The 26502-nt window shown below is 71.2% G+C and carries 24 protein-coding genes and 2 pseudogenes; 10 read left to right on the top strand and 16 right to left on the bottom strand.

Features of this window, described 5'->3' with window-relative positions; genetic code table 11:
• Positions 1 to 44 precede the first annotated feature (44 nt).
• Positions 45 to 299, bottom strand: a complete 255-nt coding sequence (locus ACFY4A_RS03760) for an integrase core domain-containing protein (RefSeq protein WP_390827809.1) — start codon at positions 297 to 299, stop codon at positions 45 to 47.
• A gap of 17 nt (positions 300 to 316) precedes the next feature.
• On the bottom strand, positions 317 to 487 hold the full coding sequence (locus ACFY4A_RS03755) for a helix-turn-helix transcriptional regulator (protein ID WP_385948420.1): 171 nt from the start codon (positions 485 to 487) through the stop codon (positions 317 to 319).
• A gap of 320 nt (positions 488 to 807) precedes the next feature.
• Here ACFY4A_RS03755 and ACFY4A_RS03750 point away from each other — a divergent pair, with 320 nt between their 5' ends.
• On the top strand, positions 808 to 2244 hold the full coding sequence (locus ACFY4A_RS03750) for a tyrosine-type recombinase/integrase (protein WP_390729995.1): 1437 nt from the start codon (positions 808 to 810) through the stop codon (positions 2242 to 2244).
• Positions 2245 to 2310: 66 nt separating this feature from the next.
• Here ACFY4A_RS03750 and ACFY4A_RS03745 read toward each other — a convergent pair whose 3' ends face one another.
• Positions 2311 to 2964, bottom strand: a complete 654-nt coding sequence (locus tag ACFY4A_RS03745; RefSeq protein ID WP_390827808.1) for a flavoprotein — start codon at positions 2962 to 2964, stop codon at positions 2311 to 2313.
• 137 nt (positions 2965 to 3101) lie between these two features.
• Between ACFY4A_RS03745 and ACFY4A_RS03740 the strand changes: the two genes are divergently transcribed.
• Positions 3102 to 3374: a CopG family transcriptional regulator gene (locus ACFY4A_RS03740; RefSeq protein ID WP_390827807.1), complete on the top strand. Its 273-nt coding sequence runs from the start codon at positions 3102 to 3104 to the stop codon at positions 3372 to 3374.
• Entirely contained in the window at positions 3371 to 3784 is a 414-nt protein-coding gene (locus tag ACFY4A_RS03735; protein ID WP_390827806.1) for a PIN domain-containing protein, read from the top strand. Before ACFY4A_RS03740 ends, ACFY4A_RS03735 begins: the two co-directional genes overlap by 4 nt.
• A gap of 79 nt (positions 3785 to 3863) precedes the next feature.
• Here ACFY4A_RS03735 and ACFY4A_RS03730 read toward each other — a convergent pair whose 3' ends face one another.
• From ACFY4A_RS03730 to ACFY4A_RS03715, 4 genes and pseudogenes are all read right to left on the bottom strand, one after another.
• On the bottom strand, positions 3864 to 4571 hold the full coding sequence (locus ACFY4A_RS03730) for a DUF6461 domain-containing protein (RefSeq protein ID WP_390827805.1): 708 nt from the start codon (positions 4569 to 4571) through the stop codon (positions 3864 to 3866).
• Between the two features lie 117 nt (positions 4572 to 4688).
• A complete protein-coding gene (locus ACFY4A_RS03725) occupies positions 4689 to 5039 on the bottom strand; it encodes an FAD-dependent oxidoreductase (protein WP_390827947.1) in 351 nt (116 codons plus the stop codon).
• A pseudogene (locus ACFY4A_RS03720) lies at positions 4922 to 6268 on the bottom strand (flavin monoamine oxidase family protein); the annotation flags it as partial. The pseudogene ACFY4A_RS03720 and the gene ACFY4A_RS03725, both read right to left, overlap by 118 nt.
• A gap of 237 nt (positions 6269 to 6505) precedes the next feature.
• Positions 6506 to 7960 (bottom strand): APC family permease, encoded by a 1455-nt coding sequence (locus tag ACFY4A_RS03715; RefSeq protein WP_390827804.1) that lies wholly within the window; start codon positions 7958 to 7960, stop codon positions 6506 to 6508.
• Positions 7961 to 8287: 327 nt separating this feature from the next.
• Between ACFY4A_RS03715 and ACFY4A_RS03710 the strand changes: the two genes are divergently transcribed.
• The gene (locus ACFY4A_RS03710; RefSeq protein ID WP_390827803.1) at positions 8288 to 9724 is read left to right on the top strand and encodes an aldehyde dehydrogenase family protein; all 1437 of its coding nucleotides are present in this window, start codon (positions 8288 to 8290) and stop codon (positions 9722 to 9724) included.
• A gap of 132 nt (positions 9725 to 9856) precedes the next feature.
• Positions 9857 to 10390, top strand: coding sequence for an Lrp/AsnC family transcriptional regulator (locus ACFY4A_RS03705; RefSeq protein WP_390827802.1), 534 nt, complete (start codon positions 9857 to 9859; stop codon positions 10388 to 10390).
• 65 nt (positions 10391 to 10455) lie between these two features.
• On the opposite strand, the gene ACFY4A_RS03700 is transcribed toward ACFY4A_RS03705, so the two are convergent.
• The 5 genes and pseudogenes from ACFY4A_RS03700 to ACFY4A_RS03680 all read right to left on the bottom strand — a co-directional run bounded on the left by ACFY4A_RS03700 (position 10456) and on the right by ACFY4A_RS03680 (position 13440).
• Positions 10456 to 10881, bottom strand: a complete 426-nt coding sequence (locus ACFY4A_RS03700) for a DUF6299 family protein (RefSeq protein ID WP_390827801.1) — start codon at positions 10879 to 10881, stop codon at positions 10456 to 10458.
• Between the two features lie 125 nt (positions 10882 to 11006).
• Positions 11007 to 11280 (bottom strand): annotated as a pseudogene (locus tag ACFY4A_RS03695) (RidA family protein); the annotation flags it as partial.
• Between the two features lie 16 nt (positions 11281 to 11296).
• Positions 11297 to 11446, bottom strand: coding sequence for a hypothetical protein (locus ACFY4A_RS03690; RefSeq protein ID WP_390827800.1), 150 nt, complete (start codon positions 11444 to 11446; stop codon positions 11297 to 11299).
• A 459-nt stretch (positions 11447 to 11905) separates the two neighbouring features.
• Positions 11906 to 12304: a RidA family protein gene (locus tag ACFY4A_RS03685; protein ID WP_390827799.1), complete on the bottom strand. Its 399-nt coding sequence runs from the start codon at positions 12302 to 12304 to the stop codon at positions 11906 to 11908.
• Positions 12301 to 13440, bottom strand: a complete 1140-nt coding sequence (locus ACFY4A_RS03680; protein ID WP_390827798.1) for an acyl-CoA dehydrogenase family protein — start codon at positions 13438 to 13440, stop codon at positions 12301 to 12303. The genes ACFY4A_RS03685 and ACFY4A_RS03680 overlap by 4 nt, the downstream gene beginning before the upstream one ends.
• A gap of 137 nt (positions 13441 to 13577) precedes the next feature.
• On the opposite strand from ACFY4A_RS03680, the gene ACFY4A_RS03675 reads away from it, so the two are divergent.
• Together ACFY4A_RS03675 and ACFY4A_RS03670 are read left to right on the top strand one after the other, a co-directional pair.
• Positions 13578 to 15200, top strand: a complete 1623-nt coding sequence (locus tag ACFY4A_RS03675; RefSeq protein WP_390827797.1) for an AMP-binding protein — start codon at positions 13578 to 13580, stop codon at positions 15198 to 15200.
• Between the two features lie 94 nt (positions 15201 to 15294).
• A complete protein-coding gene (locus ACFY4A_RS03670) occupies positions 15295 to 16116 on the top strand; it encodes a PaaX family transcriptional regulator C-terminal domain-containing protein (RefSeq protein ID WP_390827796.1) in 822 nt (273 codons plus the stop codon).
• Positions 16117 to 16122: 6 nt separating this feature from the next.
• Here ACFY4A_RS03670 and ACFY4A_RS03665 read toward each other — a convergent pair whose 3' ends face one another.
• Together ACFY4A_RS03665 and ACFY4A_RS03660 are read right to left on the bottom strand one after the other, a co-directional pair.
• Entirely contained in the window at positions 16123 to 18390 is a 2268-nt protein-coding gene (locus ACFY4A_RS03665; protein ID WP_390827946.1) for a bifunctional salicylyl-CoA 5-hydroxylase/oxidoreductase, read from the bottom strand.
• 18 nt (positions 18391 to 18408) lie between these two features.
• The gene (locus ACFY4A_RS03660) at positions 18409 to 19236 is read right to left on the bottom strand and encodes an enoyl-CoA hydratase family protein (protein WP_390827795.1); all 828 of its coding nucleotides are present in this window, start codon (positions 19234 to 19236) and stop codon (positions 18409 to 18411) included.
• A gap of 335 nt (positions 19237 to 19571) precedes the next feature.
• On the opposite strand from ACFY4A_RS03660, the gene ACFY4A_RS03655 reads away from it, so the two are divergent.
• A complete protein-coding gene (locus ACFY4A_RS03655; RefSeq protein WP_390827794.1) occupies positions 19572 to 20105 on the top strand; it encodes an ATP-binding protein in 534 nt (177 codons plus the stop codon).
• On the opposite strand, the gene ACFY4A_RS03650 is transcribed toward ACFY4A_RS03655, so the two are convergent.
• Entirely contained in the window at positions 20065 to 21516 is a 1452-nt protein-coding gene (locus ACFY4A_RS03650) for an amino acid permease (RefSeq protein ID WP_390827793.1), read from the bottom strand. The genes ACFY4A_RS03655 and ACFY4A_RS03650 overlap by 41 nt on opposite strands.
• 131 nt (positions 21517 to 21647) lie before the next feature.
• Positions 21648 to 22655 (bottom strand): ornithine carbamoyltransferase, encoded by a 1008-nt coding sequence (gene argF / locus ACFY4A_RS03645; RefSeq protein WP_390827792.1) that lies wholly within the window; start codon positions 22653 to 22655, stop codon positions 21648 to 21650.
• 234 nt (positions 22656 to 22889) lie between these two features.
• On the opposite strand from argF, the gene ACFY4A_RS03640 reads away from it, so the two are divergent.
• Together ACFY4A_RS03640 and ACFY4A_RS03635 are read left to right on the top strand one after the other, a co-directional pair.
• The gene (locus ACFY4A_RS03640) at positions 22890 to 23345 is read left to right on the top strand and encodes a pyridoxamine 5'-phosphate oxidase family protein (RefSeq protein WP_390827791.1); all 456 of its coding nucleotides are present in this window, start codon (positions 22890 to 22892) and stop codon (positions 23343 to 23345) included.
• A 51-nt stretch (positions 23346 to 23396) separates the two neighbouring features.
• A complete protein-coding gene (locus ACFY4A_RS03635) occupies positions 23397 to 26459 on the top strand; it encodes an amino acid adenylation domain-containing protein (RefSeq protein ID WP_390827790.1) in 3063 nt (1020 codons plus the stop codon).
• Positions 26460 to 26502: the final 43 nt, after the last annotated feature.

Below are 26502 nucleotides of genomic sequence, written 5' to 3'. Positions count from 1 at the left end.
CTGCCCAGGTACGCCGGGCCTTGCCCCCCGGATGTTGAACACGTCTATGCGGCTTGGGCCAGGGTAGTTGCTGCTGGTTGCAAGTCGTTCTCGTAGGCGATCGGGGATCGCTGACCAAGGCGGGAGTGCCGGCGGCGGGTGTTGTATCGGGTCAGCCAGCGGAAGGCGTCGAGTCGCGCCTCGTGCTCGTTCGACCAGCTTTTGCGGCCCTTGAGTGCCTCTCTCTTGAAGGCGGCATTGAAGCTCTCCGCCGCGGCGTTGTCCGCGCTGGTAGGGTCGCCCTCCCGACGCAAAGGCACAGGCGTACTCCGCCAATTCAGACCGCGCGATCCACCGCCTGAGCTTCCAGCCACGCCTCCACCTCCGGCCAGCGGTAGCGCAAATAGCGGCCGACCTTGTGGGCTCGGGGACCCTGACGTCGGTGATTCCATACGTAGACCGTGTTCAGCGGCACGCCGAGAAAGTCGGCCAGTTCCTCAGCGCTCATCAGCGGGCGACGGTCCCTCGCGCCACTGGCGGCATCTGTCGCACGGGCAGTGGTTCGACGCATGGATACTCCAGAATCTCGGAAACGGGCAGGAAAGAACCACGCGAACGGTTGCCCACTGCGGTGGTGCACGGAACAGTGACATGAGATTCCAGCCGCGCCAAATAAAAGAACTTGCGGTGCAGTTCCTGAGACTCTGCAGAACTCTCGAAGGACATCAACGAATTCTCGGCGAGGACTCGTCGAACCCTCACTGATACCTCAGCGAGGGTTCAGCTAGGGCGAGATCCTTCCCCACCACTCTGGGCCCCTATGCCGCAATGATCCAGAGAATACGTTTGACATTTCCGTTTTCCTGGATCAACATTCCATTCACTCAAGCCGCGATGAACGGCCACACGATCTCACCGTCGATGACGACCCTGATACAAGAGAACCCCACCAACAACATCAGGGCCGCCCGCCAATTAGGAGTTAAGTCCATGCCGTACGACCGTTGGCACAAGGCACGTCCGAAAGCCGGAGAGTCGGCCTGCAGGGAACACGGCAAGGTTCCGACGATGGATCACGGGGTCGGGAAGCGGTGGCAGGCCCGTTGGCGTAACCGGGAAGGCATCCAGCAGACGGAGTTGTTCCGCACCGAGGCCGAAGCCCGCAGGCACGAGACCAAGATGCGGTCCGGAGTGGACGACGGGTCATACATCAACCCTCGCGCCGGAGAGGTCAGGGTCGGTGAACTCGCCCTCACGTGGCTCAAGGGGCACGAGCACAAGAATCCGCGCACATACCGACGCCACAGGGAACGGGTTCACCTACACATCATCCCCACCGCAGTTGGGAAGATGCGCGTAAAGGACGTGAACGCGTCGTCTTTGCTGGACTGGCTGCACGACCGTCGTCGGCTGCTCGAAAGTTCCACGCTGCGCCTGGTCTTCGACAATCTTCGGGCTGTCTTTGACCTGGCCGTGGACGACAGCCTGATACCCAAAAATCCATGCCTCGCCAAGTCGGTGCAGGACGCCAAGCCGAAGCGAGGAGATGGCGGACGGGCAGAGCTGACCCTGACGTGGGAGGACACCGAGAAGATCCGCGCCGAACTTCCCGACCGCTACAAGGCACTCGTCGACTGCGGTCGTGGCCTGGGCCTTCGTCAAGGAGAAATATTCGGCCTGTCACCAGCAGACATCGACTGGGCACATCCGGACGGCCCGATGGTGCACGTGCAACGGCAAGTAGTCCACGACGGATCGTTCCTGGTATACGCCCTCCCCAAGGGCGGAGACGACGAGGACCCGAAGGATCGGTGGGTCGAACTGACCGACGACGTGGCCATCCCCCTGCGCGAGCACATGGAGAAGTACCCGCCCGTCGAGGTGACCCGACCGTGGGGCAGCAAAGGCGGCGGCCCGGTCACGGTGCAGCTGATCTTCTACACTCGGGAGAAGACCGCCATTCAGTCGAATTGGTTCAACTCCTACCGCTGGAAGCCCGCTCTGGCGGCGGCCGGCCTCATCAAGCCCCTTGACCCCAACGCGAAGGGCCGGCGCTGGGAGAAGTCCCGCGACAAGATGATGCACGCCCTTCGACACCTGTACGCGTCGATGATGATCAACGGCGGGGTAGACGTGTACACACTCGCGGATCGGCTCGGACACGCCGACCCTGCGTTTACTCTGCGTAAGTACGTGCACCGGATCGTGGGAGCCGGCTCCAAGATCCGCATCGCGGTCCGGAGTGCCTACACGAGGGCCGCGTGACTCCTGCACTGTTCGGCTTGTGCAACATCCGTGCAAGATGATCTTCGGACGGTTCGTTTGCGCAGGTCAGATACTTCGTATAGGAGTTCCGGGACATCTGAGGTCGAACGCCGCGACGAGCGGTCGCGTGCCCCTTTCAGGTCGAAGGCCGATCGCGGATATGACGCTAGCCGCCAGCTCGGGCTCCGGCAGGTCCAAGGCCTCCGTCCAGCGGAAGCGGTCGGCGCCTCCCCCGGCCTTCGGCCGGTGCGGTTCGTACGAGCCGACCCGGATGCCCGTCCCGGCCAGCCGTTCCAGGCTCTGCCGGTAGGCCGGGTGGGCGGCCTGGGCGGCGTTGGAGCAGGGCAGGACAGCGATGGGGATGCCCGTGCCGTACGCCCCCCACAGGATTCCCAGGGCAAGGGTGTCGGAGATTCCGGCGGCCCACTTGTTGGACGTGTTGAACGTGGCCGGGGCCACGGCGACGGCGTCGGCGTCGGCGGGAGGAAGGGGACGGGCTTGTCCGGGTGTGCGCCAGGCGGACCGGATCGGATAGCCGGTCCGCGCTTCGATCACTTCCGCGTCGAGGAAGCCCAGTCCCTGTGGGGCGGCGACGGCTCCGACGTCCCAGTGCCGTCGCCGCGCAGCGTTGATCAGGGTGCCGACCTCGCCGGCGATCCCGCTCGCGCAGACGAGGACGCACAGGAAGAACTTCTTGTCCCGGGCGGTCGGCTCGGTCACGCGGGGACTCCCAGCCGGCGGCTGAAGTGGCGCAGTTCGGGCAGCGCACGGCGGCGGTCGCAGGCGGCCACATGGAGCTGCGGCGCGCCCCATCCGAAGAATACGGCAGCGAGCACACTGGGAGTAGGATAAGTGGCATGAGTGAGCCTACCGGCAAGTACTCGATCACCATGCCGCGCGACATCGCCGAGGCCGCCAAGGCCCGTAGCGGTCCCTCCGGCCTGTCCGCTTACGTGGCGGCCGCCGTGGCCCGGCAGATCGAGCGCGACAACCTCAACGAACTCATCCAGGTCGCCGAGGCCGAGCACGGTCCCGTCACCGATGAGGAGATCCAGGCGCTGCGCGATCAGCTCCACCAGGCACGCCGCGAGCAGACCGCTCGGAAGCAGGGCGGGACGAACGCCGCGTGACTCGCTCCCCCGCCGTTCCCGGCGGCACCCTGGTCCTCGACAGCGAGGGGCTGGCCAAGGCCGTGCTGCGCGACCGTGCGGTCACCGGCTGGCTCGCCCTGGCCCGAGCCGACGATCTCCGGGTGATCACCTCTGCGGCCACCCTGGTGGAGGTGGTCCACCCCCGGATCAAACGCCCGGCGCTGGAGTGGACGCTGTCCCGACTCGTCGTCGAACCGGTCAGCGAGCCCATCGCCCGCCACGCCGCCGCCCTCCTCACCGACGCCGGTCTGCACGGCCACAAGTACGCCATCGACGCCATGCTCAGCGCCACCGCCCTCGCCGCCCCCGGCCCGGTCACGATCCTCACCTCGGACCCCGAGGACCTGATCACGCTGTGCGGCGGACGGGCCACCGTGATCAAGATCTGAAACCGTGAGCGCCCGGACGGGATGTCCGGGCCTGCGCCAGTGCTCCGTCCAAGGGCGGCGCTTGCCTCCAAGGCGCCGCTCAGGGCCGCTTCGTGCCGCAGAACGGGCAGTTCGTGACGTTCGCCTTCATCAGCGACGTGGGCAGCGGGCCGTTGAGGATTTGGTCGCGGGGCAGGGTCAGGCCGAAGCGTTGCTCGATGACCTTCAGGCAGGTGCGGTGGACCGCCTCGGGGTTCTCCGACTGTTCCTCGGCGGCGTCGAGGGACAGCCCGGCGGCGGTCAGGTCCGCTTCGAGGGCCGCGCAGAGTTCCGGGTCGTCGCCGGTGACTCCGTCGAAGCCCCACGAGGAGTCCAGGTGCAGGTTGAAGAAGCAGAGAGTGCGCCCGTCGTGCTGGTAGGCGAAGTCGGGCGGCACGGGTTTGCCGTTCTCCTCCTCGTACGACAGGTGAAAGACGTGGGCGCCGCCCCGTGACACGGGCGGCTCGGAGCCGAACTGTCCGTACCAGCCGCCGTGTTGGACCACGAAGGCCCACTCGCCGACCTCACCGTGGCGCAGGGCGATCGCATCGTGGCTGTGGCCGAACAGGCCCGTCATGACGTCTTCGGCCTGCTGTGCGGTGAGTTCGCCGATGAACCGCGGTTCCTGTTTGTCCCTGGCGAATCCGAACCGGGTCGCGGCGACCCTCCTGGCCAGTTCCTCTCCCGCGAGGTCCCGGGCGATGACGACGCTGTGGCCGGTCCAGTCGATGGCGTTCGGCTCGGCGAGCCAGGTGATTCCGTCAGACATGCCGATCACCCCATCAGGTCCGGGCCTGGCTCGCTGTGGTGGAGGCCACAGCTCCGGTCGGACCACGGCGTGGCCCAGGAGGCTCCTCCGGGGGCCACGCCGTGGTCCCTGCCGGTGTCAGGCGGAGATCTCCTTCGACACCCGCTCCCCGGAGGCGATCGCGCCGTCGAGGAAGCCGAAGTTGTCCAGGGACGTGTGTTCGCCGGCGAAGTGCACGTTGCCCTCGGCTCCGGGCTGGGCTCCCCAGAGGGTCGGTACTGGCCGACGCGGGGGCAGCTGTACGCACCCTTGGACCAGGGGTTGAGGTACCAGACGTCGCGGTACGCCCTGCCGTTGTAGGCGGCCGTCACTCCGGGGAAGATCGGCTCCATCCCGGTCAGGAAGGTGTTGACCGCCGCCGCCGGGGCGGTGCCGAAGGCCGCTCCCGTCCAGCCGCTCGTCACGGCGGAACCGGCCGGGAACTGGCACAGGATGCCCTGGGGCAGCGCCTGGCCCACGCTGTCGTCCCAGACCGTCTGCAGGGCGTCGGGGTTGGTGTACGCGACGCCGCCGTACTTCTGCGCCACCCACGGCCGGCTGGTGAACTGCACGTGGAGCTTGGCGTTGGTGCCCAGGTCGAGCTGCTGGATCGCCTGTGTCTTCAGCGCGGAGAACCCGGCGTTGGTGAGGTCGCAGTCCCGCAGTGTGGTGAAGGGCAAGGCCAGGACCACCTTGTCGGCGGTCACGTCGGAGACGGCCAGGCCGTCGCTGAACGTGCAGGTGACCGTCCCGTCGGCGTTGGACCGGAGCGCGGTGAGCCTCTTGCCGTACTGCACCGTGCCGGGCGGCAGTTGGCCGATCATCCCGGAGACGAGCTGGTCGTTGCCGCCGAGGATCGAGTACTTCTCGTCACCGCCGGTGATCGGAGCGAGGGAGCCGGGGCTGTTCCAGCCCAGCAGGTAGATCAGGTTCAGCGCAGGCTGCCGGCTGGGGTCGAGGCCGTACTCGGAGAGCACGTTGGACTGCATGAGCTTGGCGAACCGGCTGCCGAGGCCGCCGGGGACGTTGGCGGCCAGCCACTCGTCGACCGTCATCAGGTCCAGCTCGCGGCCGCGTGCGGTGTGGTTGCCGTAGGTCTGCGGATAGGGAGCCGCCTTCAGTTCGGCGGCGAACTTCGGCTGGACCACCTTCCAGTCGTTGTTGGCCTCCGTGATGCTGTAGAGCGCCCCGTCGATCCAGTACTTGTCCCCGTAGTTCCCATAGTTCCCGCCGCTGACGGTGATCGTCCTGAGGCCGAGCGCCTTGACCAGGTTGAGAGCGGCGGTGTGGTCGGTGTTGATGAAGGCGCCGCCGTGTTCGACGACATGGCCCGCGTCGAAGAAGTCGCGCAGGCTCCAGCACCGGCCGCCGGCGCGGGTGTTGCCCTCGTAGACCGTGGCGGCGATGCCCTTCCTGCGGTACAGGTCGTGGGCGGCCCGCAGACCGGCCAGGCCGGCTCCGACGACGACCACTCTGGGTGCGGTGGCGGCGTTGGCCGCCGGAGCCTGGAGCAGCGAGCGGACGCCGAGCCCGCCGGCCGCGGCGACCGCCAGTCCGCTCGCGGCACCGCGCAGGAACTGCCTGCGGCTCGCGCCCTCGGCTGCGGCGGCGGCCCGCCTGCCCTGGATCTCTTCCACCGGCACGCCGGTGCGGGCCGCTTCGCGGTGTGCCGAGAACATCGCGCGCATGTGGGTGCTGAGGCGGGTACGCCCCTGGAAACCTGCCATGCCGAAGTCCCTTGCCTGTGAGGGGGAGTGGTGAGCGGCGGCCGCGGCGCACGAATCCGCCGGTCGGGGGACGGTGGGGGGTTGGGTCGTGCGTGACGCCGTGCGTGCGGCACGGCTCGGGAAGGGGATGCGGCGGGGAGTGGGGGGAGCAAGGCTCTCGGCGGCCGGACGGTCACGGCAGCGAGACGTTCAGCGGCGGGGGGGTTCCTCCGCCTCGTCGTGGGGCGGGGCCCCGTCGGTGTGGGCGGCGGATGTGTCCGTGGGTGCCGGGACGGCGCGGTCCTGGACGCGGCGGCGGTACTCCCACAGCACGGCCGCCGCGGCCAGTACGCCCAGGGCGATGGCCAGCTCCCTGAAGCCGCCGTAGCCGGTGATGGAGAAGCCGGTGGCGCCGACGACCAGGATGACGGCCAGCAGTGCGGTGAGGAACCAGGCCAGCGGCACGAAGAAGTCGGGGAGCCGGATCGGGCGTGCCAGGTCGGGCCGGTCCCGGCGCAGCAGCGCGAAACCGGAGATCGCCAGGATGTGGGTCAGGATGTAGCCCAGGTTGCCGGTGACGATGATCGCCAGCGGCGTCTTGAGCACCACCAGGACGATCACGTTGACCACCAGGGCGACGGTGAGCGCGCGAGCCGGTACACCGCGCCGGTTGAGCACACCCACCTGACGGATCGTCACCCCCTCTCGGCCCATGTCGTACAGCACCCGTGAGCCGTCGGCCAGCCCGGTGATCATGATGAGCAGCAGTGAGGCGATGAGGAACACGATCATCAGGTCGGCGGCGCCGCCGACCAGGTCGTGGAAGGCGCCGACGTAGAAGGCGGTGGGGTCCTCGCCGATCTTCTTCTCGCCGACGTATCCGGAGAGCGCCAGCGGCAGCAGGATGAAGACGCCGAGGCAGAACAGCACTCCCGCGCGAAGCGCCCGGGAGGTGTCCCGCACGGTCTCCCTGTACTCGGGCGCGAAGGTCGCGCACACCTCCACGCCGAAGGAGGTCCAGGCCATGATGTACAGCCACACCAGGGCCTCGCGGAGCCCGCTCATGCCGTGCAGGTTCCAGTGCAGGCCGGCCGTGCTCCAGCCACCGGAGAGGAACGGCCCCACGATGAAGACCGCGAGCGGGATCAGCAGGATCCCGCCGGTCACGTAGACCACCCACATCGCCGCGTGCAGCCCGTACATCGCCGCCGCGTACAGCAGCCCCATGACGACGAGCCCCACCACGATCGGCAGGCTCAGCTCCGCCACGCCCAGGTCGAGCGTCCAGGTCTGGTCGGGGAACCACTGCGCCTGCACCAGGGAGCCGATGATCCCCGCGTACACCGACAGGGCGGTCGTCCAGGGAAGCCAGTAGCCGACGCCTGCCAGGGCTCCGACGACGGGTGCGCGGCTGCGCCAGCCCTCGGTGGCGTAGTGCGCGATACCGCCCGAGGAGTCGGGGAACATCGCGGCCAGTTCGGTGTAGATCCAGTTGGTGGCGGTGGCCAGCACCATGGACACCGTCCACAGGGCGATCGCGCCCCATGCGCCGAGCCCTCCGATGGAGGCCCCCAGGGACGCGATGAGCGCCGCCGGCATGGTCAGTGACATGGCGAAGCCGTCGTACCAGCGCATCTTCTTGGCAAGGGCGGGTTGCTCGGACATGGGTGTCTCCTTCGGGCGGAGAGCGGTGACAGAGCCGGGGAGCGCGGAGCAGGAAGAGCCGGGAGGAGCGCGGAGCAGGAAGAGCCGGGAGGAGAGAGCCGGGGAGAGAGCGGGAAGGCGTACCCGGGGCTGGGCCCTGTTTCCTATGAGCCCCGCACCGTAGGGCCACCGATTTCGCAGTGTCAATGGCTTGAGCCTGCTGATTCAGCAATCAACTGGCCTTTGAATTGCGTGTTCTGACCTATTGACAGCCTTTCATTGCCCACCCGATGGTGTGGGAACCACTCCTCCTCTGCGCTCTCCCCGTTACGACCGGAAGGGTTCTTCATGTCTGCCGTGCACCCGTTCTTCGTCAACGGCGACTACGCCGACAGCACCGGTACCGAGACCTATGACGTCGTCAGCCCGGTCACCGGCGCGCGCATCGGCACCGTCCCACTCCCCTCCGCCACCGACCTGGACGCCGCCGTGAAGGCCGCGAACGAGGCGCAGCAGGCCTGGGCGAAGGTCAACGTCTGGCAGCGGGCGGAGATCTGTCACCGTGTCGGCGACGCCCTGTCCGCCCGGGTGGAGGAACTTGCCCGCCTGCAGACGCTGGAGCAGGGCAAGCCGCTCGCCGAGTCGGTCGCCGACGTCGAGGAGGCGGCGCAGCTGTTCCATCTGCACGCCGAGGACGCGGTGCGGCTGCACGGTGAGACGATGCCGTCCACGGACAGCACCAAGCGGATGTGGACCTTCTACCGGCCGGTCGGCACCTGGGGCATCATCACGCCCTGGAACTTCCCGCTGCTGATGCTCGCCGAGTTCGTCGCCCCCGGCCTGGCCACCGGCAACGCGCACGTCGTCAAACCGCCGGCGAACACCCCGCTGACCGTGCTGAAGGCCATGGAGGCGATGGTCGAGGCGGGAGTCCCGGCGGGCCTGGTGAACGTCCTGCCCGGCGAGGGCGCGGCCGGGGACATGCTCGTGCGCCACCCTGGTGTCGACGCCATCGGTTTCATCGGCTCCTCGGCGACCGGCGCAAAGGTCGCGGCCGCCGCCGGGCTCAAGCGCTCCCTCATGGAGTGCTCGGGCAACGGCCCGCTGGTGGTGCTCGCCGACGCCGATCTGGACGCGGCGGCCCGCGCCGCGGTGTACGGAGCGTACCTGTGCTCCGGACAGGTGTGCTGTGCCACGGAGCGGGTGGTCGTGCACGCCGACGCCCACGACGGCTTCGTCGAGGCCGTGCTCCGCGCCGCCGAGGACGTCGTTCTCGGCGACCCGTTCGACGCGGCGACGAACCTCGGCCCGCTCAACAACGAGGGTGTCGCGGCCAAGATGGACCGGCACATGGCCGACGCCCGGGAGCGCGGTGCGCGGGTCCTGCTCGGCGGGCAGCGCCGCGCCGACCAACCCACCGATCTTTACTACGAGTTCACCGTGGTGGACGGGGTGCCCGAGGACAGCCTGCTGTCCCGCGAGGAGTCCTTCGGCCCGGTCGTGCCGATCATCACCGGCGGCAGCGACGACGAACTGCTCAGGATCGCCAACGACGACAAACTCGGCCTCCAGGGCGCGGTGTTCACACAGAGCATGGCCTCGGCGTACCGGTTCGTCGAGGAGTTGGCCGTCGGTCAGGTCATCGTCAACGACAGCACCTGCTTCTGGGACGTCAACATGCCGTTCGGCGGTGCGGGCAACCGCGGCACCGGCTGGGGCCGGATCGGCGGCAAGCACACGCTGCTCGACATGTCCGACCTCCGTACGGGCGTCATGAGCCTCTGATCCGGGCTGGTGACCGGCCCGCTCCGCGGGGCTCCGTACCCCTGGACCGGCCGGACCCGGTGGCCGTCCCCGTGCCGAGGGGCTGCCACCGGTCCGGTCCACACTCTTGGACGCGACCTCCGGAGCAGCCGTATGTCCTCCCCGAGTCCGCTCGACGACATCGACCGGCGCATCATCGCCATCCTGCAGACCGACGGACGTCGCGCCTACAGTCTGATCGCCTCGGACGTGGGCATCCCGGCCTCCTCCGTGCGCTATCGGGTACAACGGCTGAAGGACGCCGGGATCCTGCAAGTCGTCGGCATCGCCAACCCGCTGACCATCGGGTTCGACCGGCTCGCGATGATCGGCATCCGGGTACGGCCCGGTACCGCCCAGTCGGTCTGCCGGGCGCTGCGAGAGCTTCCCGAGACCGCGTACGTCATCATGACGGCGGGCGGATTCGACATCATGGCCGAGGTGATCTGCCGGGACACCGCGCACTTCACCGACCTGATGACGCGGCGCCTCCATCTGATCGACGGGATCGTCGCCACGGAATCCTTCTTCGTGCTGGAGGTGCACAAGCTGGCGTACGGATGGGGCGTCGGCGAGGTGGAGACCTCCGTCCTCGACGCTCCGGGCCCTCCCGACGACGCCGGCATCGACCAGCGGGCCGGCCGCTGACCGCCGGCCGTCGCCGTACGCCTGGTTGCCCGGCCCCCTGGGGTGCCGGGCGACCAGGCGGGGGCTCAGTCCGCGAGGAGCGTCACGTCCTGCTCGCGCGAGGCGTGGAAGTGCGGCAGCGGCAGGCCGCTGTGGGGGCGCAGTTCCACGAGGGCGGCCTCCACGCGGGCCGGGCCGGGCGCGAGCCGGTTCGGCGTCACGGTGCCGGAGTTCTGCCAGCGGTGGTAGGCGCCGTCGCACACGGCGCGGGTGCCGCCGATGCCGTACCGGGTGGCCGAGGGGTCCTGGCTGATGGCGGCGCCGACGAAGACCGGGCCGTTGGCGTCGACGCAGCGGTAGGTGCCGGAGACGGTGACGGTGCCGTCCACCGACAGGCGGGCCGTCCGGTCGATGGTCACGTTGTCGCCCGGAGCGGCGGTGGCGGGCGTGCTCAGCATGAGCACGGTGGCCGCCGCCGCGGCCAGGGCTCCGAGAACGGGACGCAGGGGCATGGAAGAAGAACCTCCCGGGTGGCTGGGACAGGAGCTTCCACTCGTACCCGGCGCCCTTGGGGATGGCCGTGATCATCACTCTTCGGCGGCGCGTGCCCGTCGACCACTTGGCCGACACCGCCTGATCAGCCGTCGCCCAGCACCGCGAAGCCGTCGAGTTCGACCAGGGCACGCTCGTCCCACAGCCGTACGATCCCGACCATCGCCATCGCGGGACAGTCACGGTCGGCCGGCCGGCGCCACACACGGCCGAGTCCGGCGGCGTGGACGCGGTAGGCGGCGACATCCGTGGTGGTACACGGTGACCCTGGCCGGGTCCGACGCGGTGCTGCCGCCGGCCGCCGCGAGCGCGGTCGGCAGGTTGGTGAGCGCCCGCTCGAACTGCTCGGGCAGGGTCTCGGAACGGCGGCCGAATTCACGGGCCGACCGAACTCGGGCTCAGCTCGCTCTCCTGTGCGTCAACCACGGCGGGCTGCTGTGCGTCCGGTGCCTTCCGGGGGATGGCCAGCGCGCACAGGGCGCCGACGAACACCACGGCGACACCGATCCAGATCGCCGGGCGCATGCCTTCGACGAACTCCTGGGCGCTGCGAGGGCTTCCGTAGTGGAGGAAGACGCTGCTCAGGGCGGCGGTGCCGAGTGCACCGCCGATCTCGCGGACGGTGTTGTTGGCACCCGAGGCCTTGCCCCAGCTCCTTGGAGTGGAAGTAGGACCCGCACGGCTTCACTCGGGTGCCCTCGTTGGCCGCGTGGATCCGGCTCTGGCTCTCGCACGGCGGCACGTCGATGATGGGGTGGGTGTGGTCGAACGAGGCGATGACCGTCTCCGGCGCCGGCGGGCGCGCCGGGTCGAGCGTGACGAAGTAGTCGTGCTCGGCGGTGAAGTCGTGCAGCCGGCCCAGGTAGTAGGTGACGAAGCAGCGGGTCTCACCCTCGACCCCGACCTTGCCGTGGTTCCAGGCCCCCAGCGCTCGCGGTCGGACCGGCGCCGATCACGGCGACGTGCCGTGGTGGCGAGTCCGCTTCAGGGGAGGACCGCGAAGCCGTCGAGTTCCACCAGCGCCTGTTCGTCCCACAGGCGGACGACTTCCACGACCGCCATCGCCGGGTAGTCGTGGCCGGCCAGCTTCTTCCAGAGACGGCCCAGTCGAGGGGCGTGAGCGCGGTAGGCGGCGAGGTCGGTGGCGTAGACCGTGACGCGGGCGAGGTCGGCGGGGGTGCCGCCGGCCGCGCGCAGGGCGGTGAGCAGGTTGGTGAGGGCTCGTTCGAACTGCCCGGGGAGGCTGTCGCCGACCACCTTGCCGTCGGCGTCGAGTGCCGTCTGGCCCGCCAGGAACACCAGCCGGGAGCCGGTGGCGACCACCGCGTGGGAGAAGCCGGAGGGCGGGGACAGTTCGGGCGGGTTGACGCGCTCGGTGGTCACGGGGCCTCCCTGGTCGTGTGCTGCTCGGCGTACAGCTCCTTGGCGATGATCTCCCGCTGCACCTCGCTCGCCCCTTCGTAGATGCGGGGCGCGCGCACCTCGCGGTAGAGGTGTTCGAGGAGGTGGCCGCGGCGCAGGGCGCGGGCGCCGTGCAGCTGGACGGCGGTGTCGACGGCGTACTGCGCGGTCTCGGTGGCGAGCAGCTTCGCCATGGCGGAGCGCTTGGGAACGTCGAGGGCGCCGTCGTCGTACGCCGTCGCCGCCGCGTACACCATCAGGCGGGCCGCCTCCGTGCGCAGGGCCATCTCGGCGACCTGGTGGGCGACTGACTGAAGGTCTCTCAGCTTGCCGCCGAAGGCGTCCCGGCGGGCGGTGTGGGCCAGCGCCGCGTCCAGCGCCGCCTGCGCCATGCCCACCGCGAAGGCGCCGACGCTGGGGCGGAACAGGTTGAGGGTGCCCATGGCCACCCGGAAGCCGCGGTCGGTCTCGCCGATCACGTCCTCGGCCGTGACGGGAACGCCGTCGAAGTCGAGCGCGCCGATGGGGTGCGGGGAGAGCATCTCCAGTGCGGTGCCGGTGAGTCCCGGGCGGTCGGCGGTTACGAGGAACGCGGTCACGCCACGGGAGCCCGCGTCCGGTGTCGTACGCGCGAAGACGGTGTAGAAGTCGGCCTCGGGGGCGTTGGAGATCCAGCACTTCTCGCCGGTGAGCCGCCAGCGGGAGGGTCCGTCCGGGCGGGCCGCCAGCGCCAGTGCCGCCGCGTCCGAGCCCGCGCCCGGCTCGCTCAGGGCGAAGGCCGCCACCGCGCTGCCGTCCGTCACCCGCGGCAGCCAGTGGGCGCGCTGGGCCGGTGTGCCATGGGCATGGACGGGGTGGGCGCCGAGGCCCTGGAGGGCGAGGGCCGTCTCGGCCTCGGTGCAGGCGTAAGCCAGGGACTCCCGCATCAGGCACAGGTCCAGCGCGCCCGCGGTGAACAGACGCTCCAGCAGGCCGAGCCGGCCAAGTTCGGTGAGCAGCTCACGGTTGACATGACCCGGCTCGCCCTTGTCCGCGAGCGGGCGCAGCCGGTCGGCGGCCAGGGCGCGCAACTCGGCGCACCGGGCCGCCTGTTCCGGTTCGAGCGAGTATGCGGGCATTCGCCGGTCCTCCCTGCTCCAGGATCCTTCCCAGGCAACCAACCGGGGCACGGTCACCGTATCGCGTAGCATTGACTGTCGTCACCAACGCGATACGCTCCCTGTGCGAGCCCACCACGACAAGGGGGCGACCCGCCATGGACCCGAGCAGGACCGACACCCGGCCGCCGACGGCCTCGGCCCACGTCGACACCTTCGCGCGCGACCACCTCCCGCCCCCGGACCAGTGGCCCGAGCTCCGCTTCGACCTGCCCGAGCTGCGCTACCCCGACCGGCTGAACTGCGCCGCCGAGCTGCTGGACCACGCTGATGCCGGGCGTTCCGTGTTCCGTACTCCCGCCGGGGAGACGTGGACCTACGGCGATCTGCGCGCCCGCGTCGACCGCATCGCGCACGTCCTGACCGGCGACCTCGGCGTCGTCCCCGGCAACCGCGTCCTGCTGCGCGGCCCTACCACGCCCTGGCTGGCGGCCTGCTGGCTGGCCGTGCTGAAGACCGGCGCGGTCGCCGTCACCGTGCTGGCCCAGCAGCGCCCGCACGAGCTGCGCACGATGTGCGAGATCGCCCGGGTCCGGCACGCGCTGTGCGACGTCCGGTGCGTCGACGACCTGGCCAAGGCCGAGGTACCCGGGCTCGCCGTGGCCACCTACGGCGGTGACTCCCCCGACGACCTGCTGCGCCGCCCGGCGCCCGGCACGCCGTACCCGGCCGTGGACACCGCCGCCGACGACGTCGCGCTCATCGCGTTCACCTCGGGCACCACCGGGCGGCCCAAGGGCTGCGTCCACTTCCACCGGGACGTGCTGGCCATCGCGGACACCTTCTCCAGACATGTGCTCAGGCCGCACGCGGACGACGTGTTCGCGGGCAGTCCCCCGCTCGGGTTCACCTTCGGGCTCGGCGGGCTCGTGGTCTTCCCGATGCGCGCCGGCGCCTGCGCGCTCCTGCTCGAACAGGCCCACCCACGGCAGCTGTTGCCCGCGATCGCCGAGCACCGGGTGTCCGTGCTGTTCACCGCCCCCACCGCCTACCGCGCGATGCTCGACGAACTCGACTCGCACGACATCTCCTCCCTGCGGCGGTGTGTGTCCGCCGGGGAGAACCTCCCCGCGGCCACCTGGCACGCCTGGCACGAGCGGACCGGGCTGCGCATCGTCAACGGCATCGGCGCCACCGAGCTGCTGCACATCTTCATCTCGGCGGCGGACGAGGACGTCCGGCCCGGCACGACCGGAGTGCCCGTACCGGGGTGGCACGCGCGCGTGCAGGACGAGCACGGCGAGCCGGTGCCGGACGGAGTGCCGGGGCTGCTCGCCGTCCAGGGGCCGGTCGGCTGCCGCTACCTCGCCGACCCCCGGCAACGCGTGTACGTGCGAGGGGGCTGGAACGTCACCGGCGACACCTACGTCCGCGAGCCCGACGGCTACTTCCGTTACGTCGCCCGCGCCGACGACATGATCATCTCGGCCGGGTACAACATCGCCGGTCCGGAGGTCGAGGACGCCCTGCTGCGCCACCCGGACGTGGTCGAGGCGGCGGTCGTCGGGCGGCCCGACGAGGATCGCGGGCAGGTCGTGGTCGCCTACGCCGTCCTGAGGCAGGGCGCGGGGCGGGACGCGGAGGCGCTGCGCGCGTACCTCAAGTCCGAGCTGGCCCCGTACAAGTGCCCGCGCGAGATCGCTTTCCTGGACGCGCTGCCGCGCACGGCCACCGGCAAGCTCCAGCGGTTCCGGCTGCGCGCCGACGGCGTTCAGCGGTGACGCCGCACAGCGGTGAGGTGATCAACCGTGACGGTGCCCAGCGGTGACGGCCCACAGCGGCGTCGGTGACCAGCGGTGATGCCGAAGACCTAAAATGATCAACGTGTCCGAGCAGCAGGCGCTACATGCCCCGAGGTCCCTCATCGTCACGCTCTACGGCGCCTACGGCCGCTTCGCGCCCGGCCCCGTGCCCGTCGCCGAGCTGATCCGGCTGCTGGCCGCCGTGGGGGTGGACGCGCCGTCCGTGCGCTCCTCGGTGTCGCGGCTCAAGCGGCGCGGGCTGCTGCTGCCCGCCCGTACGGCACAGGGCGCGGCGGGATACGAACTGTCCCCCGAGGCCCGGCAGTTGCTCGACGACGGCGACCGCCGTATCTATGCCACGGCGCAGCCGGGGGACGAGGACTGGGTGCTCGCCGTGTTCTCCGTGCCCGAGTCGGAGCGCAACAAGCGGCACGTGCTGCGCTCCCGGCTGGCCGGGCTCGGTTTCGGCACGGCGGCGCCCGGCGTGTGGATCGCCCCGGCCCGTCTGTACGAGGAGACCCGGCACACGCTGCGGCGGCTGGACCTGGACCCGTACGTGGACTTCTTCCGCGGCGAGCACCTGGGCTTCACGCCGACCGCGGAGGCGGTCGGCCGGTGGTGGGACCTGGCGGCGATCGCCGAGCAGCACGAGGCGTTCCTGGACCGGCACGCGCGCGTGCTGCGCGCCTGGGAGAAGCGCGCGGACACCCCGCCGGAGGAGGCCTACCGCGACTACCTCCTCGCCCTGGACTCCTGGCGCCACCTGCCCTACGCAGACCCGGGCCTGCCCGCCCGGCTGCTGCCCGCCGACTGGCCCGGTGCCCGCTCGGCCGCCGTCTTCCAGGGACTGCACGAGCGGCTGCGGGACGCGGGGGCCGAGTTCGCCGGGCTCTGACGCCGGTCAACCACCCAGTGCCAGGCGCGGCTTGGGCGCGTCCGTACGGCCCGTCTGCGGGCGGCGGCTGCCCGCCCGGTAGGGCGCGGGCCAGACGGCGGCCGGGCCCGCGTAGCCCTGCTCGGCGGCCGCGTGCAGCGTCCAGTGCGGGTCGTACAGGTGCGGGCGGGCGAGCGCGCACAGGTCCGTGCGCCCCGCCAGGATCAGGGAGTTGACATCGTCCCAGGAGGAGATCGCGCCGACCGCGATCACCGGTACGCCCGCCTCGTGGCGGATCCGGTCGGCGAACGGCGTCTGGTACGACCGCCCGAACTCGGGGCGTTCGTCGGCGACCACCTGTCCGGTCGACACGTCGATCGCGTCGGCGCCGTGCGCGGCGAAGGCGCGGGCGATCTCCACGGCCTCGGCGGCGGTCGTACCGCCCTCGGCCCAGTCGGTGGCGGAGACGCGCACGGTCATCGGGCGCTCCTCGGGCCACACTCCGCGTACGGCGTCGAAGACCTCCAGCGGGAAACGCAGCCGCTTGTCCAGTGAGCCGCCGTAGGCGTCGGTGCGCTGGTTGGTCAGCGGGGAGAGGAAGCCGGAGAGCAGATAGCCGTGGGCGCAGTGCAGTTCGAGCAGGTCGAAGCCGGCCCGGGCGGCACGCCAGGCGGCGGTGGTGAACTGCTCGCGGATGTCGGTGAGCTGGGCCCGGGTGAGCCGGCGCGGGATCCGGCTGTCCGGCCGGTACGGCAGCGGGGATGCGGCCACCAGCGGCCAGTTGCCCTCCGGCAGCGGCTCGTCCATGCCCTCCCACATCAGCCTGGTCGAGCCCTTGCGTCCGCTGTGGCCGAGTTGCACGCCGATCGCGGTGTCCGGGGCCTGCCCGTGCACGAAGTCGGTGATCCGCCGCCAGGCCTCGGCCTGCCGCCCGGTCCACAGGCCGGCGCAGCCCGGGGTGATCCGGCCCTCAGGGCTGACGCAGACCATCTCGGTCATGACCAGGCCCGCGCCGCCGAGCGCCCGGGCGCCCAGGTGGACGAGGTGGAAGTCGCCGGGGACGCCGTCGGCGGCCGAGTACATGTCCATGGGTGAGACGACGACCCGGTTGCGCAGGGTCAGTCCGCGCAGCCGGAACGGGGTGAACATCGGCGGCGTCCCGGGCGGGCAGCCGAACTCGCGCTCCACGGCGTCGGTGAAGCGGGGATCGCGCAGCCGGAGGTTGTCGTGGGTGACGCGGCGGCTGCGGGTGAGCAGGTTGAAGGCGAACTGGCGGGGCGGCTGCCCGAGGTAGCGGTCCAGGTTCTCGAACCACTCGAGGCTGGCCCGGGCCGCGCGCTGGGTGGAGGCGACGACCGGTTTGCGTTCCTCCTCGTAGGCGGTGAGTGCCTCGGTCAGGGACGGCTGTTCGTCCAGGCAGGCGGCGAGCGCGAGGGCGTCCTCGACGGCGAGCTTGGTGCCGGAGCCGATGGAGAAGTGGGCGGTGTGGGCGGCGTCGCCGAGCAGCACCAGGTTGCCGTGCGACCAGCGCTCGGTGACGACCGTGCGGAAGGTGGTCCACGCGGACTTGTTGGAGCGCAGCGGCCGCCCGCCGAGCGCGTCCGCGAAGATCTTGGCGCAGCGCTCCACGGACTCCTGCTCGTCCATGGCGTCGAAACCGGCCGCGCGCCACACCTCCTCGCGCATCTCGACGATGACGGTCGAGGCGTCCGGCGCGTACGGATAGCCGTGCAGTTGCGTCACGCCGTGCTCGGTCTCGGCGATCTCGAAGCGGAAGGCGTCGAGGGCGAAGTCGGCGGCGAGCCAGATGTAGCGGCAGCGGTGGCCGGTCACCCGGGGCCGGAAGACGTGGGCGCAGGCCTCGCGGGTGGCGCTGTGCACGCCATCGGCGGCGACGACCAGGTCGTACGTCCGCGTCAGCCGCTCCGGGTCCGGCGCCTCGGTGCAAAAGCGCAGTTCGACGCCGAGCGCGCGGCAGCGTTCGTGCAGGATGCGCAGCAGGCGCCGTCTGCCGAGCGCGGCGAAGCCGTGGCCGCCGGAGGTGTGCCGGACGCCCCGGTGCACGATGTCGATGTCGTCCCAGCGCACGAACTCCCGGCGCAGGGCCTCGTACACCACCGGGTCGGCGTGTTCGATGCCGCCGAGCGTCTCGTCGGAGAGCACGACACCGAACCCGAAGGTGTCGTCGGGCGCGTTGCGCTCCCAGACGGTGATCTCACGGGCCGGGTCGAGCCGTTTGAGCAGGGCCGCGGCGTACAGGCCCCCGGGTCCGCCGCCGATGACCGCGACCCTCATGGCACCGGTCACCCCCGGTCACCTCCCCCGCCACTTCGGCGGGCGCTTCTCGGTGAAGGCCGCGTGGAACTCGGCGTAGTCCTCGCCGTTCATCAGCAGGGCCTGGGTGGAGGCGTCCAGTTCGACCGCGGCGGACAGGGGCATGTCCAGTTCGGCGGTGAGCAGGGCCTTGGTCTGGGCGTGGGCGAGGGCGGGGCCGTCGGCAAGCCTGCGGGCCAGGGACCGCGCGGCCTCGTCGGCGCTGCCCTCGTCGGTGAGGTGGCTGATCAAGCCGATCCGCTCGGCCTCGGCCGCCCGCACCGGCTCGCCGAGCATCAGCAGCCGGGTGGCGTGGCCGAGCCCGACCACCCGGGGCAGCAGATAGGCGGCGCCCATGTCGCCGCCGGACAGGCCGACGCGGGTGAAGAGGAAGGCGAAACGGGCGGTGGGGTCCGCGACCCGGAAGTCCGCCGCCAGGGCCAGGACCGCTCCCGCTCCGGCCGCCACCCCGTGCACCGCCGCGATCACCGGGAACGGGCACTCCCGTACGGCCCGCACGACCTGCCCGGTCATCCGGTTGAAGTCGAGCAGCTCGGACGTGTTCATGCTCAGGGTGGCGCCGATGATCTCGTCCACGTCGCCGCCGGAGCAGAAACCGCGGCCCTCGCCGGCCAGCACCAGGGCGCGCACGGCCCGCTCGCGGGACAGTTCGGCGAGCAGGTCGCGCAGGTCGGCGTAGGCGCCGAAGGTGAGCGCGTTGAGCTTGTCGGGCCGGGCGAGGGTGACCGTGGCGACGCCGTCGGCGCGCTCGACGCGCAGATGGCGCCAGTGGGCGGTGCGGTCGGTGGAGCCGGTGAAGGGACTCATGACGTGGGGCCTCCTCGGGGACTGCCACGAACCTCTGCCGCGCTGGGCCTCGGTCTCACTGGGCCGGCCTCTGCCTCGACGGCTCTCCCCCGAAGTTATCACCTGTTCATGACTGTCGTCACGAGTGCGCGATATAGTCGCGCCGCTGTGACCGGTACCCGTCACTTGGCCACAGCTCGTCGACAGGGCGGTAACGACGGGAGTGGCCGTGGGAGGACGGCCGTCGCTGCGGGTAGGCCGACCGTGCCGGGCCCGGCGGCCCCGAAGGCGAGGCCGCTGAAAGTCCCCGCGAACGGCCCCCGTACCATTCCCCTCGTTGAAAGCGGGACAACCTGATGGTCATCACCGGGACGCCCCCCGCCACGAACGGACACACCTTGCACGAACCCCCTTCAGCCCCAGCCCACCCGTCGCCCGGCCACCGCCCCTCACGGAGGCACTTCGTGCCGCCCCTTCCGTCCTGGCGCGTCGCGCTGCCGCACTCGGCGGCCGCCGTGCCCGTGGCCCGCGCCCTGGTCCGGACGGCGCTGACCGAGCTGGAGAACACGGCCGACAGCGACACCGCGGAGCTGCTCACCGCCGAGCTGGTCGCGAACGCCGTGGAGCACACCGCGGGCCGGGGCCCGATAGAGCTGGTGGTGGAGCTGCTGCCGGCCGGCTGCCACGTCGAGGTGCACGACCCGGACCCGGCCCCGCCCGGCGGTCTGACCCGGCCGGGCCTCGCGGCCCCGGACCCCTGGCAGGAGCACGGGCGCGGCCTGCTGCTGATCCGCGCCCTCAGCTCCGCCTGCGGGCACCGCCCGACCGCGTCGGGCAAGGCGGTGTGGTTCAGGCTGTCCGCGGTTCCACCTCGACTGCGCCCGGCGTGACCTCCGCGTCCCCGGCCCGCGCCGCAAGCCGGGAGTGCCGGCGTCCGTAGCCGACGTACACCAGCAGCCCGGCCGCGAGGAAGCCGGCGAACTGGAGCCAGGTCGTCCAGCCGGTCTCGTACATCAGGTACAGGGAGCAGCCGACGCCGAGCACCGGCAGCACCGGGTAGAGCGGCACCCGGAAGGAGCGGGCGAGGCCCGGCTCGCGGCGGCGCAGCGTGATCACGGCGATGTTGACGACGCCCATGATGGCGAGCGTGCCGATGGTGCACAGGTTGACCACGACGTCCAGCGACGCGAACGCGGCGGGGATCGCGAAGACCACGCCGACGATCAGGGTGCCGGCGACGGGCACCGAGGTACGCGGCGAGACCTTCTGGAGGACGGGCGGCACGAGCCCGTCACGGGACATCGACATCAGGATGCGGGACTGGGCGTACGTCACGGTCAGCACCACGGAGGCGATGGCGACGACCGCGCCGAAGGCGATCACGGCGCCGCCGACCGAGGAGCCGGTGACCGAGTTGACGACGTACGACAGCGCCGCGGGCCGGCCGCCGACCTGGCCGCCGCCGATGGCGCCGATCGCGGCGAGCGCGACCGCGCAGTACAGCAGGGTGACCAGGCCGATGCAGACGAGGATCGCGACGGGGATGTCCCGGCGTGGGTTCCTGGCCTCCTCCCCGGCCGTGGTGATCGCGTCGAAGCCGATGTAGGAGAAGAACGCGGCCGTGGTGCCCGCGCCGATGCCGCCGAGGCCCGCCGGCGAGAACGGGGTGAGGTTGCCGTGCTTGAAGGCGGAGAACCCGATGGCGCAGAAGGCGACGAGGATGGCGAGCTTGAGCACGGCCATCGCCGCGGTCGCCCGGGCGCTCTCGCGCACGCCGCGCACCAGCAGCAGGCAGGCCATGGCGATGACGAGGACGGCCGGGAGGTTGACGATCCCGCCGTCGCCGGGGCCGGCGGAGAGGTCGGCCGGGAGCTGCCATCCGGTGAGGCTGTGCAGCAGCTCGTTGACGTACTGGCTCCAGCCGACGGCGACCGCGGAGATCGAGATGCCGTACTCCAGCAGCAGGCACCAGCCGACCAGGAAGGCGGTGGTCTCGCCGAGGCCCGCGTAGGCGAAGGAGTACGAGGATCCGGAGACGGGGATGGCGCCGCCGAGCTCGGCGAAGGAGAAGGCGGTGAACACGCAGGTGATCGCGGCCAGCACGAAGGAGACGACGACGGCGGGACCGGCCTGGGCGACCGAGTCGGACAGGCCGACGAAGATGCCGGTGCCGACGATCGCGCCGACGCCGAAGCAGACGAGCTGGAACAGGCCCATCGTGCGCCTGAGGCCGTGGCCCGCGCGGTCGGCGCCGGACTCGGCGACCAGGAGGGCCGGGGACTTGATGCGAGGAGCGGACATGCGGGGGTGGTGCTCGTTTCTGGTGGTGCGGGGCGACCGCGGGGTGCCCCCTGCTCGTGGGAGCTCGGGGAAGGGTCGCGTTGCGGCGCCGGAAGGGGTGGCTCCGGGCCGCGGCTTGGACGGACGGCCGGTCAGGCCAGGGTGGCGACCATGATCGCCTTGATGGTGTGCAGCCGGTTCTCCGCCTCGTCGAAGACGACCGAGTGGGCCGACTCGAAGACCTCGTCGGTCACCTCCAGGGAGGTGCGGCCGTGTCGCTCGTGGATCCCGCGGCCGACCTCGGTGCCGAGGTCGTGGAAGGCGGGCAGGCAGTGCAGGAACTTCACGTCCGGGTTTCCGGTGGCGCGCAGCACGTCCATCGTCACGGCGTACGGGGCCAGGGCCTCGATCCGCTCGTCCCAGGCCTCCTTGGGCTCCCCCATGGAGACCCAGACGTCGGTGGCGACGAAGTCGGCGTCGCGTACGCCCTCCTCCAGGGACTCGGTGAGGGTGATGCGCGCGCCGCCGGCGGCGGCCAGCTCGCGGGCCCGGTCGACGATCCCCTGGGCGGGCCAGTAGCTCTTGGGGGCGACGAGCCGGACGTCCATGCCGAGCAGCGCGCCGGTGACCAGGTAGGAGTTGCCCATGTTGAAGCGGGCGTCGCCGAGGTACGCGAAGGCGGTCTCCGCCAGCGGCTTGCCGCAGTGCTCGGTCATGGTGAGCACGTCGGCGAGCATCTGCGTGGGGTGCCAGTCGTCGGTGAGTCCGTTGTAGACGGGAACGCCGGCGTGCGCGGCCAGCTCCTCGACCGTGTCCTGGCTGTCGCCCCGGTACTCGATCGCGTCGAACATCCGGCCGAGGACACGGGCGGTGTCCTTCACGGACTCCTTGTGCCCCATCTGCGACCCGGACGGATCGAGATACGTCGTCGAGGCGCCCTGGTCGGCGGCGGCGACCTCGAACGCGCAGCGGGTGCGCGTCGAGGTCTTCTCGAAGATCAGCGCGATGTTGCGGCCCCGCAGGTACGGCGTCTCGGTCCCGGCCCGCTTGGCGGCCTTCAGCTCGGCGGCCAGCCCGACCAGGGCGCGGAACTCCTCCTTGGTGAAGTCCAGCTCCTTGAGGAAGTGGCGGCCGGCGAAACCGGTCGGGACGTGCACCATCGGGGAGCTCCTGGGGCGGTGGAAGGAGAGCGGACTATGGAAGTCTATACGATGTTCCACATTTATATACAGGACCTCGCCGGGGTCCGGGATGCGAACCGCCCGGGTCTGTTGAACTCTGGAAGTCAAGGCCCGTTTCGGCCTCCTGCGTCGGCTCGGCCGCCGGGACCCGCAGGGCCCCCGCATCGCCCGAGGATGCCATGCGCGGCTCTCTGCCCGATCGAGGTGGTACCCGTGGATCTCAGGATGTCGGTCGAAGCCCGGGAGGAGTTCCTTGCCGGCCTCCACGTGGGAATCCTGGGGGTGAACGATCATCGTGACGGCGGTGGGCCGTTGCTGGTCCCGCTCTGGTACTCCTACCGGCCCGGTGGGCTGGTGGCGATCGAGACCGGGCGGAAGACGCTGAAGGCCCGCCTCGTCCGCGCCGCCGGGCGGTTCAGCCTCTGCGTGCAGGACGAGTCGGCCCCGTACCGCTACGTGAGCGTGGAGGGGCCGGTCGTGGGCGTCGAGGATCCGGTGCCCCCGGCCGAGCACGAGGCGCTGGCCCACCGGTACCTGGACGCGGACACCGCGTCGGCGTACCTGGCGGCCAACCAGGAGCAGCTGGTCGACGACGTCCTCATCCGCATGCGGCCCGAGAGATGGAGGACGGCCGACTTCTCCGCCTTCGCCGCCGAGTTCGACACCTAGTCCTCCTCCGTGCGGCGAGCGGTTCACGCGCAGCACAGACGGGACATCCCGATGGTCACTGACCCGATCACGCTTCCGGTGACGCCGGCGTGGAACGCGGGGACGGCGTGGTACCCGCGCGATCGCTGTCTGCATGAGCTGTTCGACTCCCGGGCCGCGCTGCGCCCGCGGGCGACCGCTTCCGTACAGCACGGCCGCAGCATCAGCTACGGCGAGCTGAGAGGCCGCTCCGACACACTGGCCGCCCGGCTGCTCGACTCCGGGGTGCGGCACGGCGACGGGGTCGGCGTGTGCGGGGGCCGGTCGCTGGAAGCGCTGGTCGCCTTTCTGGGCATCCTCAAGACCGGTGCGGCCTACGTCCCGCTCGACGACGCCTCCCCGCCCGGGCGGCTCCAGGCGATGGCGGAGGACGCCGGGGTGCACACCGTGGTGACGCTGCCCGGCAGTGTCTGCCGCATCCGGCGGGTGCGCACCCGCATCGCCCTGGACGGCTCGGCGCCGGCCGCGCCGGCCGCGCTCCCGAGAACCGGGGCACGCCCCGGGGACTGCGCCTATGTGATGTTCACCTCCGGCTCGACCGGCCGTCCCAAACCCGTGGCGGTCCCGCACTGCGGCGTGGTCCGGCTGGCCGCCTCCGATCTGGTGTGGCAGCGGCCTCGGCCCGGTGAGCGGGTGCTCCACGCCTACGGCCTCTCCTCGGACGCCTCCACGATCGAGATCTGGTCCACTCTGCTCGCCGGGGCCTGCGTGGTGATCGCGGATCAGGAGGAGCTGCTGTCACCGGCCGCCCTGGAGTCCCGGCTGCTGTCCGAGCGGGTCAGCATCGCCTACCTGACCACCGGGGTGTTCCACCACATCGGGCGCACCAGGCCGTCGGCCCTGCGGTCCCTGCGGTTCGCCTCGGCCGGCGGCGAGGCGATGGACCCGGAGCTGGCCCGCGCGATCGTGGCGGCCTGCCCGGACACCACCGTGGTCAACTTCTACGGCCCGACCGAGAACAGTGTGGTCTCCACCGCGCACCTGGTGGACGGTCTGCCTCCCGAGGCGACGGCGGTGCCGATCGGCCGGCCGCTGGAGAACTCCACCTGCTACGTGGTGCGGGCGGACGGCACGCTCGCGGACGCCGGCGAGGAAGGCGAACTCCTCGTCGGCGGGGACGGGCTCGCACTGGGGTACCTCGGCGACCCCGAGCTGACCGCCGAGCGCTTCGTCGACAACCGCTTCGAGCCCGGTACGCGGCTCTACCGCACCGGCGACCGGGTGGTCCGGCGCGCGGACGGCGTACTGGAGTACCGGGCGCGGGTGGACCGGCAGATCAAACTGCGCGGGCACCGCATCGAGCCGGACGAGATAGAGGCGCGGCTGCGGGCGGACGACGCGGTCGGCGAGGCCGTCGTCGAGCTGGAGGGCGACACCCTCATCGGGTACGTGACACCGGCCCGGCCCGGCCGGGCGCTTCCGCTGGACCGCATCCGCGGCGGTCTCGCGGCGTGGCTGCCCGCGGCCGCGGTGCCCGCGCGGCTGGTGGAGGTGGGGCGGTTCCCGATGAGCGCGGGGGGCAAGGTCGACCGCCGCCGGCTGCGCCTGCTGGCGGCCGCGGACACGGCCACCGCCCCCGCGCCCGGGCAGCACCCCGGGCCGGGTCCGCAGGAGTCGGCGGCGCAGGTGTGGCAGGTGGTGCTGGGCGTGCACCCGACGCCCGGGGACAGCTTCTTCGACATCGGCGGCGACTCCCTGCTGGCGGCCGAGGTCGTCACCCGCACACTCACCGCCTTCGGCCTCGACGTCCGGCACGGCCGCACCCTGGTCCGCAGTCTGCTGCGCTCCCCCACCCTGGAGGACTTCGCCGCCGCCGTCGCCGCCCTCACCTCGGTCGAGGACCAGCGGGCTCGAGCGGCCCCCGACGCCGGCACCGTGGACTTCCGCGCGGAGGCGCGGCTGGGCTTCGCCCTGCCACCGCCGCGCGGTCCGGAACCGGACTGGCGGCACCCCCGGGAGGTGCTGCTGACCGGCGCCTCCGGCTTCGTCGGCGCCTTCCTGCTGGACCGGCTGCTGCGTCGCACCGGCGCCCGTGTGCACTGCCCGGTGCGCGGCCGCGACGCCGCGCACGCCCGGCAGAAGGTGATGCGGAACCTGGCCCGCTTCAAACTCGCCACCACGGAGGCCGCCGACCGCGTCGTGTGCTTCCCCGCGGACCTCGCCGAGCCCGGCCTCGGTCTGGAACCGGACCGCGCCGAGGAGCTGGCCGACGCCCTCGACCTGATGATCCACGCCGCCGCGCAGGTCAACTTCCTCTACCCGTACGAGGCGTTGAGCCGCGCCAACGTGGAGGGGACCCGGCAGCTCGCACGCCTGGCGGCCGAACGCGCCGTGCCCGTGCACTTCTTCTCCACCATCGCGGTGCTGGCCGGCTTCGGCACCGCCGGTGTACGGCACGTGGACGAGGACCTGCCGCTCGACCATGCCGACCAGCTCACCATGGGCTACGCCGAGAGCAAGTGGGTGGCCGAGGAGGTGCTGCGCGACGCCGCCGGCCAGGGCCTGCCGGTGGCGGTCCACCGGCCGTACGAGATCACCGGTGACCGGCGCACCGGGGCGTGCAACACCGACACCGCGATCTGCTCACTGTTCAAGACGATCACCGAGACCGGGCTGGCCCCCGACATCCCGCTGCCGCTGGACTTCGTCCCGGTGGACTTCCTCACCGAGGCGGTGGTGCACATCGCCACCGCGCACCGCGCCGGCCACCGGACGTACCACATGACCAACCCCCGCCCGGCGAGCCTGCGCGACATGCTCGACCGGATGGACGCGGGCGGCCACCGGATCCGGCGGCTCCCCTACGAGGAGTGGGTGGACGACCTCGTCCGCCATGTCGCGCGGCACCCCACGAGCCCCACCGCCCCGTTCGTCTCCCTGTGCGTGGACCGCTGCAAGCAGGCGGACATGTCCGTCAAGGAGATGTACTTCGAGGGCACCTTCCCGTCCGTGGGGCGGGCCAACGTCGAGCGCGACCTGGCCGGCACGGGCCTGCGCTGCCCGCCCGTCGACGCCGAACTCCTGGACCGCTATCTGGAGTACTTCTACGCCACCGGCTACATCGAGCGCCCGTAGTCGAACGACCGCGGTCGAGAACCTGTAGCCGACGCCGCCTCAG

Source organism: Streptomyces sp. NPDC001292 (assembly GCF_042896465.1).
Lineage (GTDB): Bacteria > Actinomycetota > Actinomycetes > Streptomycetales > Streptomycetaceae > Streptomyces.
The sequence above is the reverse complement of the archived record's forward strand: the minus strand, read 5'-3'. Positions and strand labels throughout refer to the sequence as shown.

Coding starts and splice junctions, on each gene's coding strand:
- ACFY4A_RS03660 (WP_390827795.1), bottom strand. CDS start 19,236: ATGAGTCCCTTCACCGGCTCCACCGACCGCACCGCCCACTGGCGCCAT.
- ACFY4A_RS03755 (WP_385948420.1), bottom strand. CDS start 487: ATGAGCGCTGAGGAACTGGCCGACTTTCTCGGCGTGCCGCTGAACACG.
- ACFY4A_RS03710 (WP_390827803.1), top strand. CDS start 8,288: ATGTCTGCCGTGCACCCGTTCTTCGTCAACGGCGACTACGCCGACAGC.
- ACFY4A_RS03635 (WP_390827790.1), top strand. CDS start 23,397: ATGGTCACTGACCCGATCACGCTTCCGGTGACGCCGGCGTGGAACGCG.
- ACFY4A_RS03655 (WP_390827794.1), top strand. CDS start 19,572: ATGGTCATCACCGGGACGCCCCCCGCCACGAACGGACACACCTTGCAC.
- ACFY4A_RS03690 (WP_390827800.1), bottom strand. CDS start 11,446: ATGCGCCCGGCGATCTGGATCGGTGTCGCCGTGGTGTTCGTCGGCGCC.
- ACFY4A_RS03650 (WP_390827793.1), bottom strand. CDS start 21,516: ATGTCCGCTCCTCGCATCAAGTCCCCGGCCCTCCTGGTCGCCGAGTCC.
- ACFY4A_RS03705 (WP_390827802.1), top strand. CDS start 9,857: ATGTCCTCCCCGAGTCCGCTCGACGACATCGACCGGCGCATCATCGCC.
- ACFY4A_RS03680 (WP_390827798.1), bottom strand. CDS start 13,440: ATGCCCGCATACTCGCTCGAACCGGAACAGGCGGCCCGGTGCGCCGAG.
- ACFY4A_RS03700 (WP_390827801.1), bottom strand. CDS start 10,881: ATGCCCCTGCGTCCCGTTCTCGGAGCCCTGGCCGCGGCGGCGGCCACC.
- argF (WP_390827792.1), bottom strand. CDS start 22,655: ATGGTGCACGTCCCGACCGGTTTCGCCGGCCGCCACTTCCTCAAGGAG.
- ACFY4A_RS03670 (WP_390827796.1), top strand. CDS start 15,295: ATGATCAACGTGTCCGAGCAGCAGGCGCTACATGCCCCGAGGTCCCTC.
- ACFY4A_RS03750 (WP_390729995.1), top strand. CDS start 808: ATGATCCAGAGAATACGTTTGACATTTCCGTTTTCCTGGATCAACATT.
- ACFY4A_RS03675 (WP_390827797.1), top strand. CDS start 13,578: ATGGACCCGAGCAGGACCGACACCCGGCCGCCGACGGCCTCGGCCCAC.
- ACFY4A_RS03715 (WP_390827804.1), bottom strand. CDS start 7,960: ATGTCCGAGCAACCCGCCCTTGCCAAGAAGATGCGCTGGTACGACGGC.
- ACFY4A_RS03730 (WP_390827805.1), bottom strand. CDS start 4,571: ATGTCTGACGGAATCACCTGGCTCGCCGAGCCGAACGCCATCGACTGG.
- ACFY4A_RS03665 (WP_390827946.1), bottom strand. CDS start 18,390: ATGAGGGTCGCGGTCATCGGCGGCGGACCCGGGGGCCTGTACGCCGCG.
- ACFY4A_RS03740 (WP_390827807.1), top strand. CDS start 3,102: ATGAGTGAGCCTACCGGCAAGTACTCGATCACCATGCCGCGCGACATC.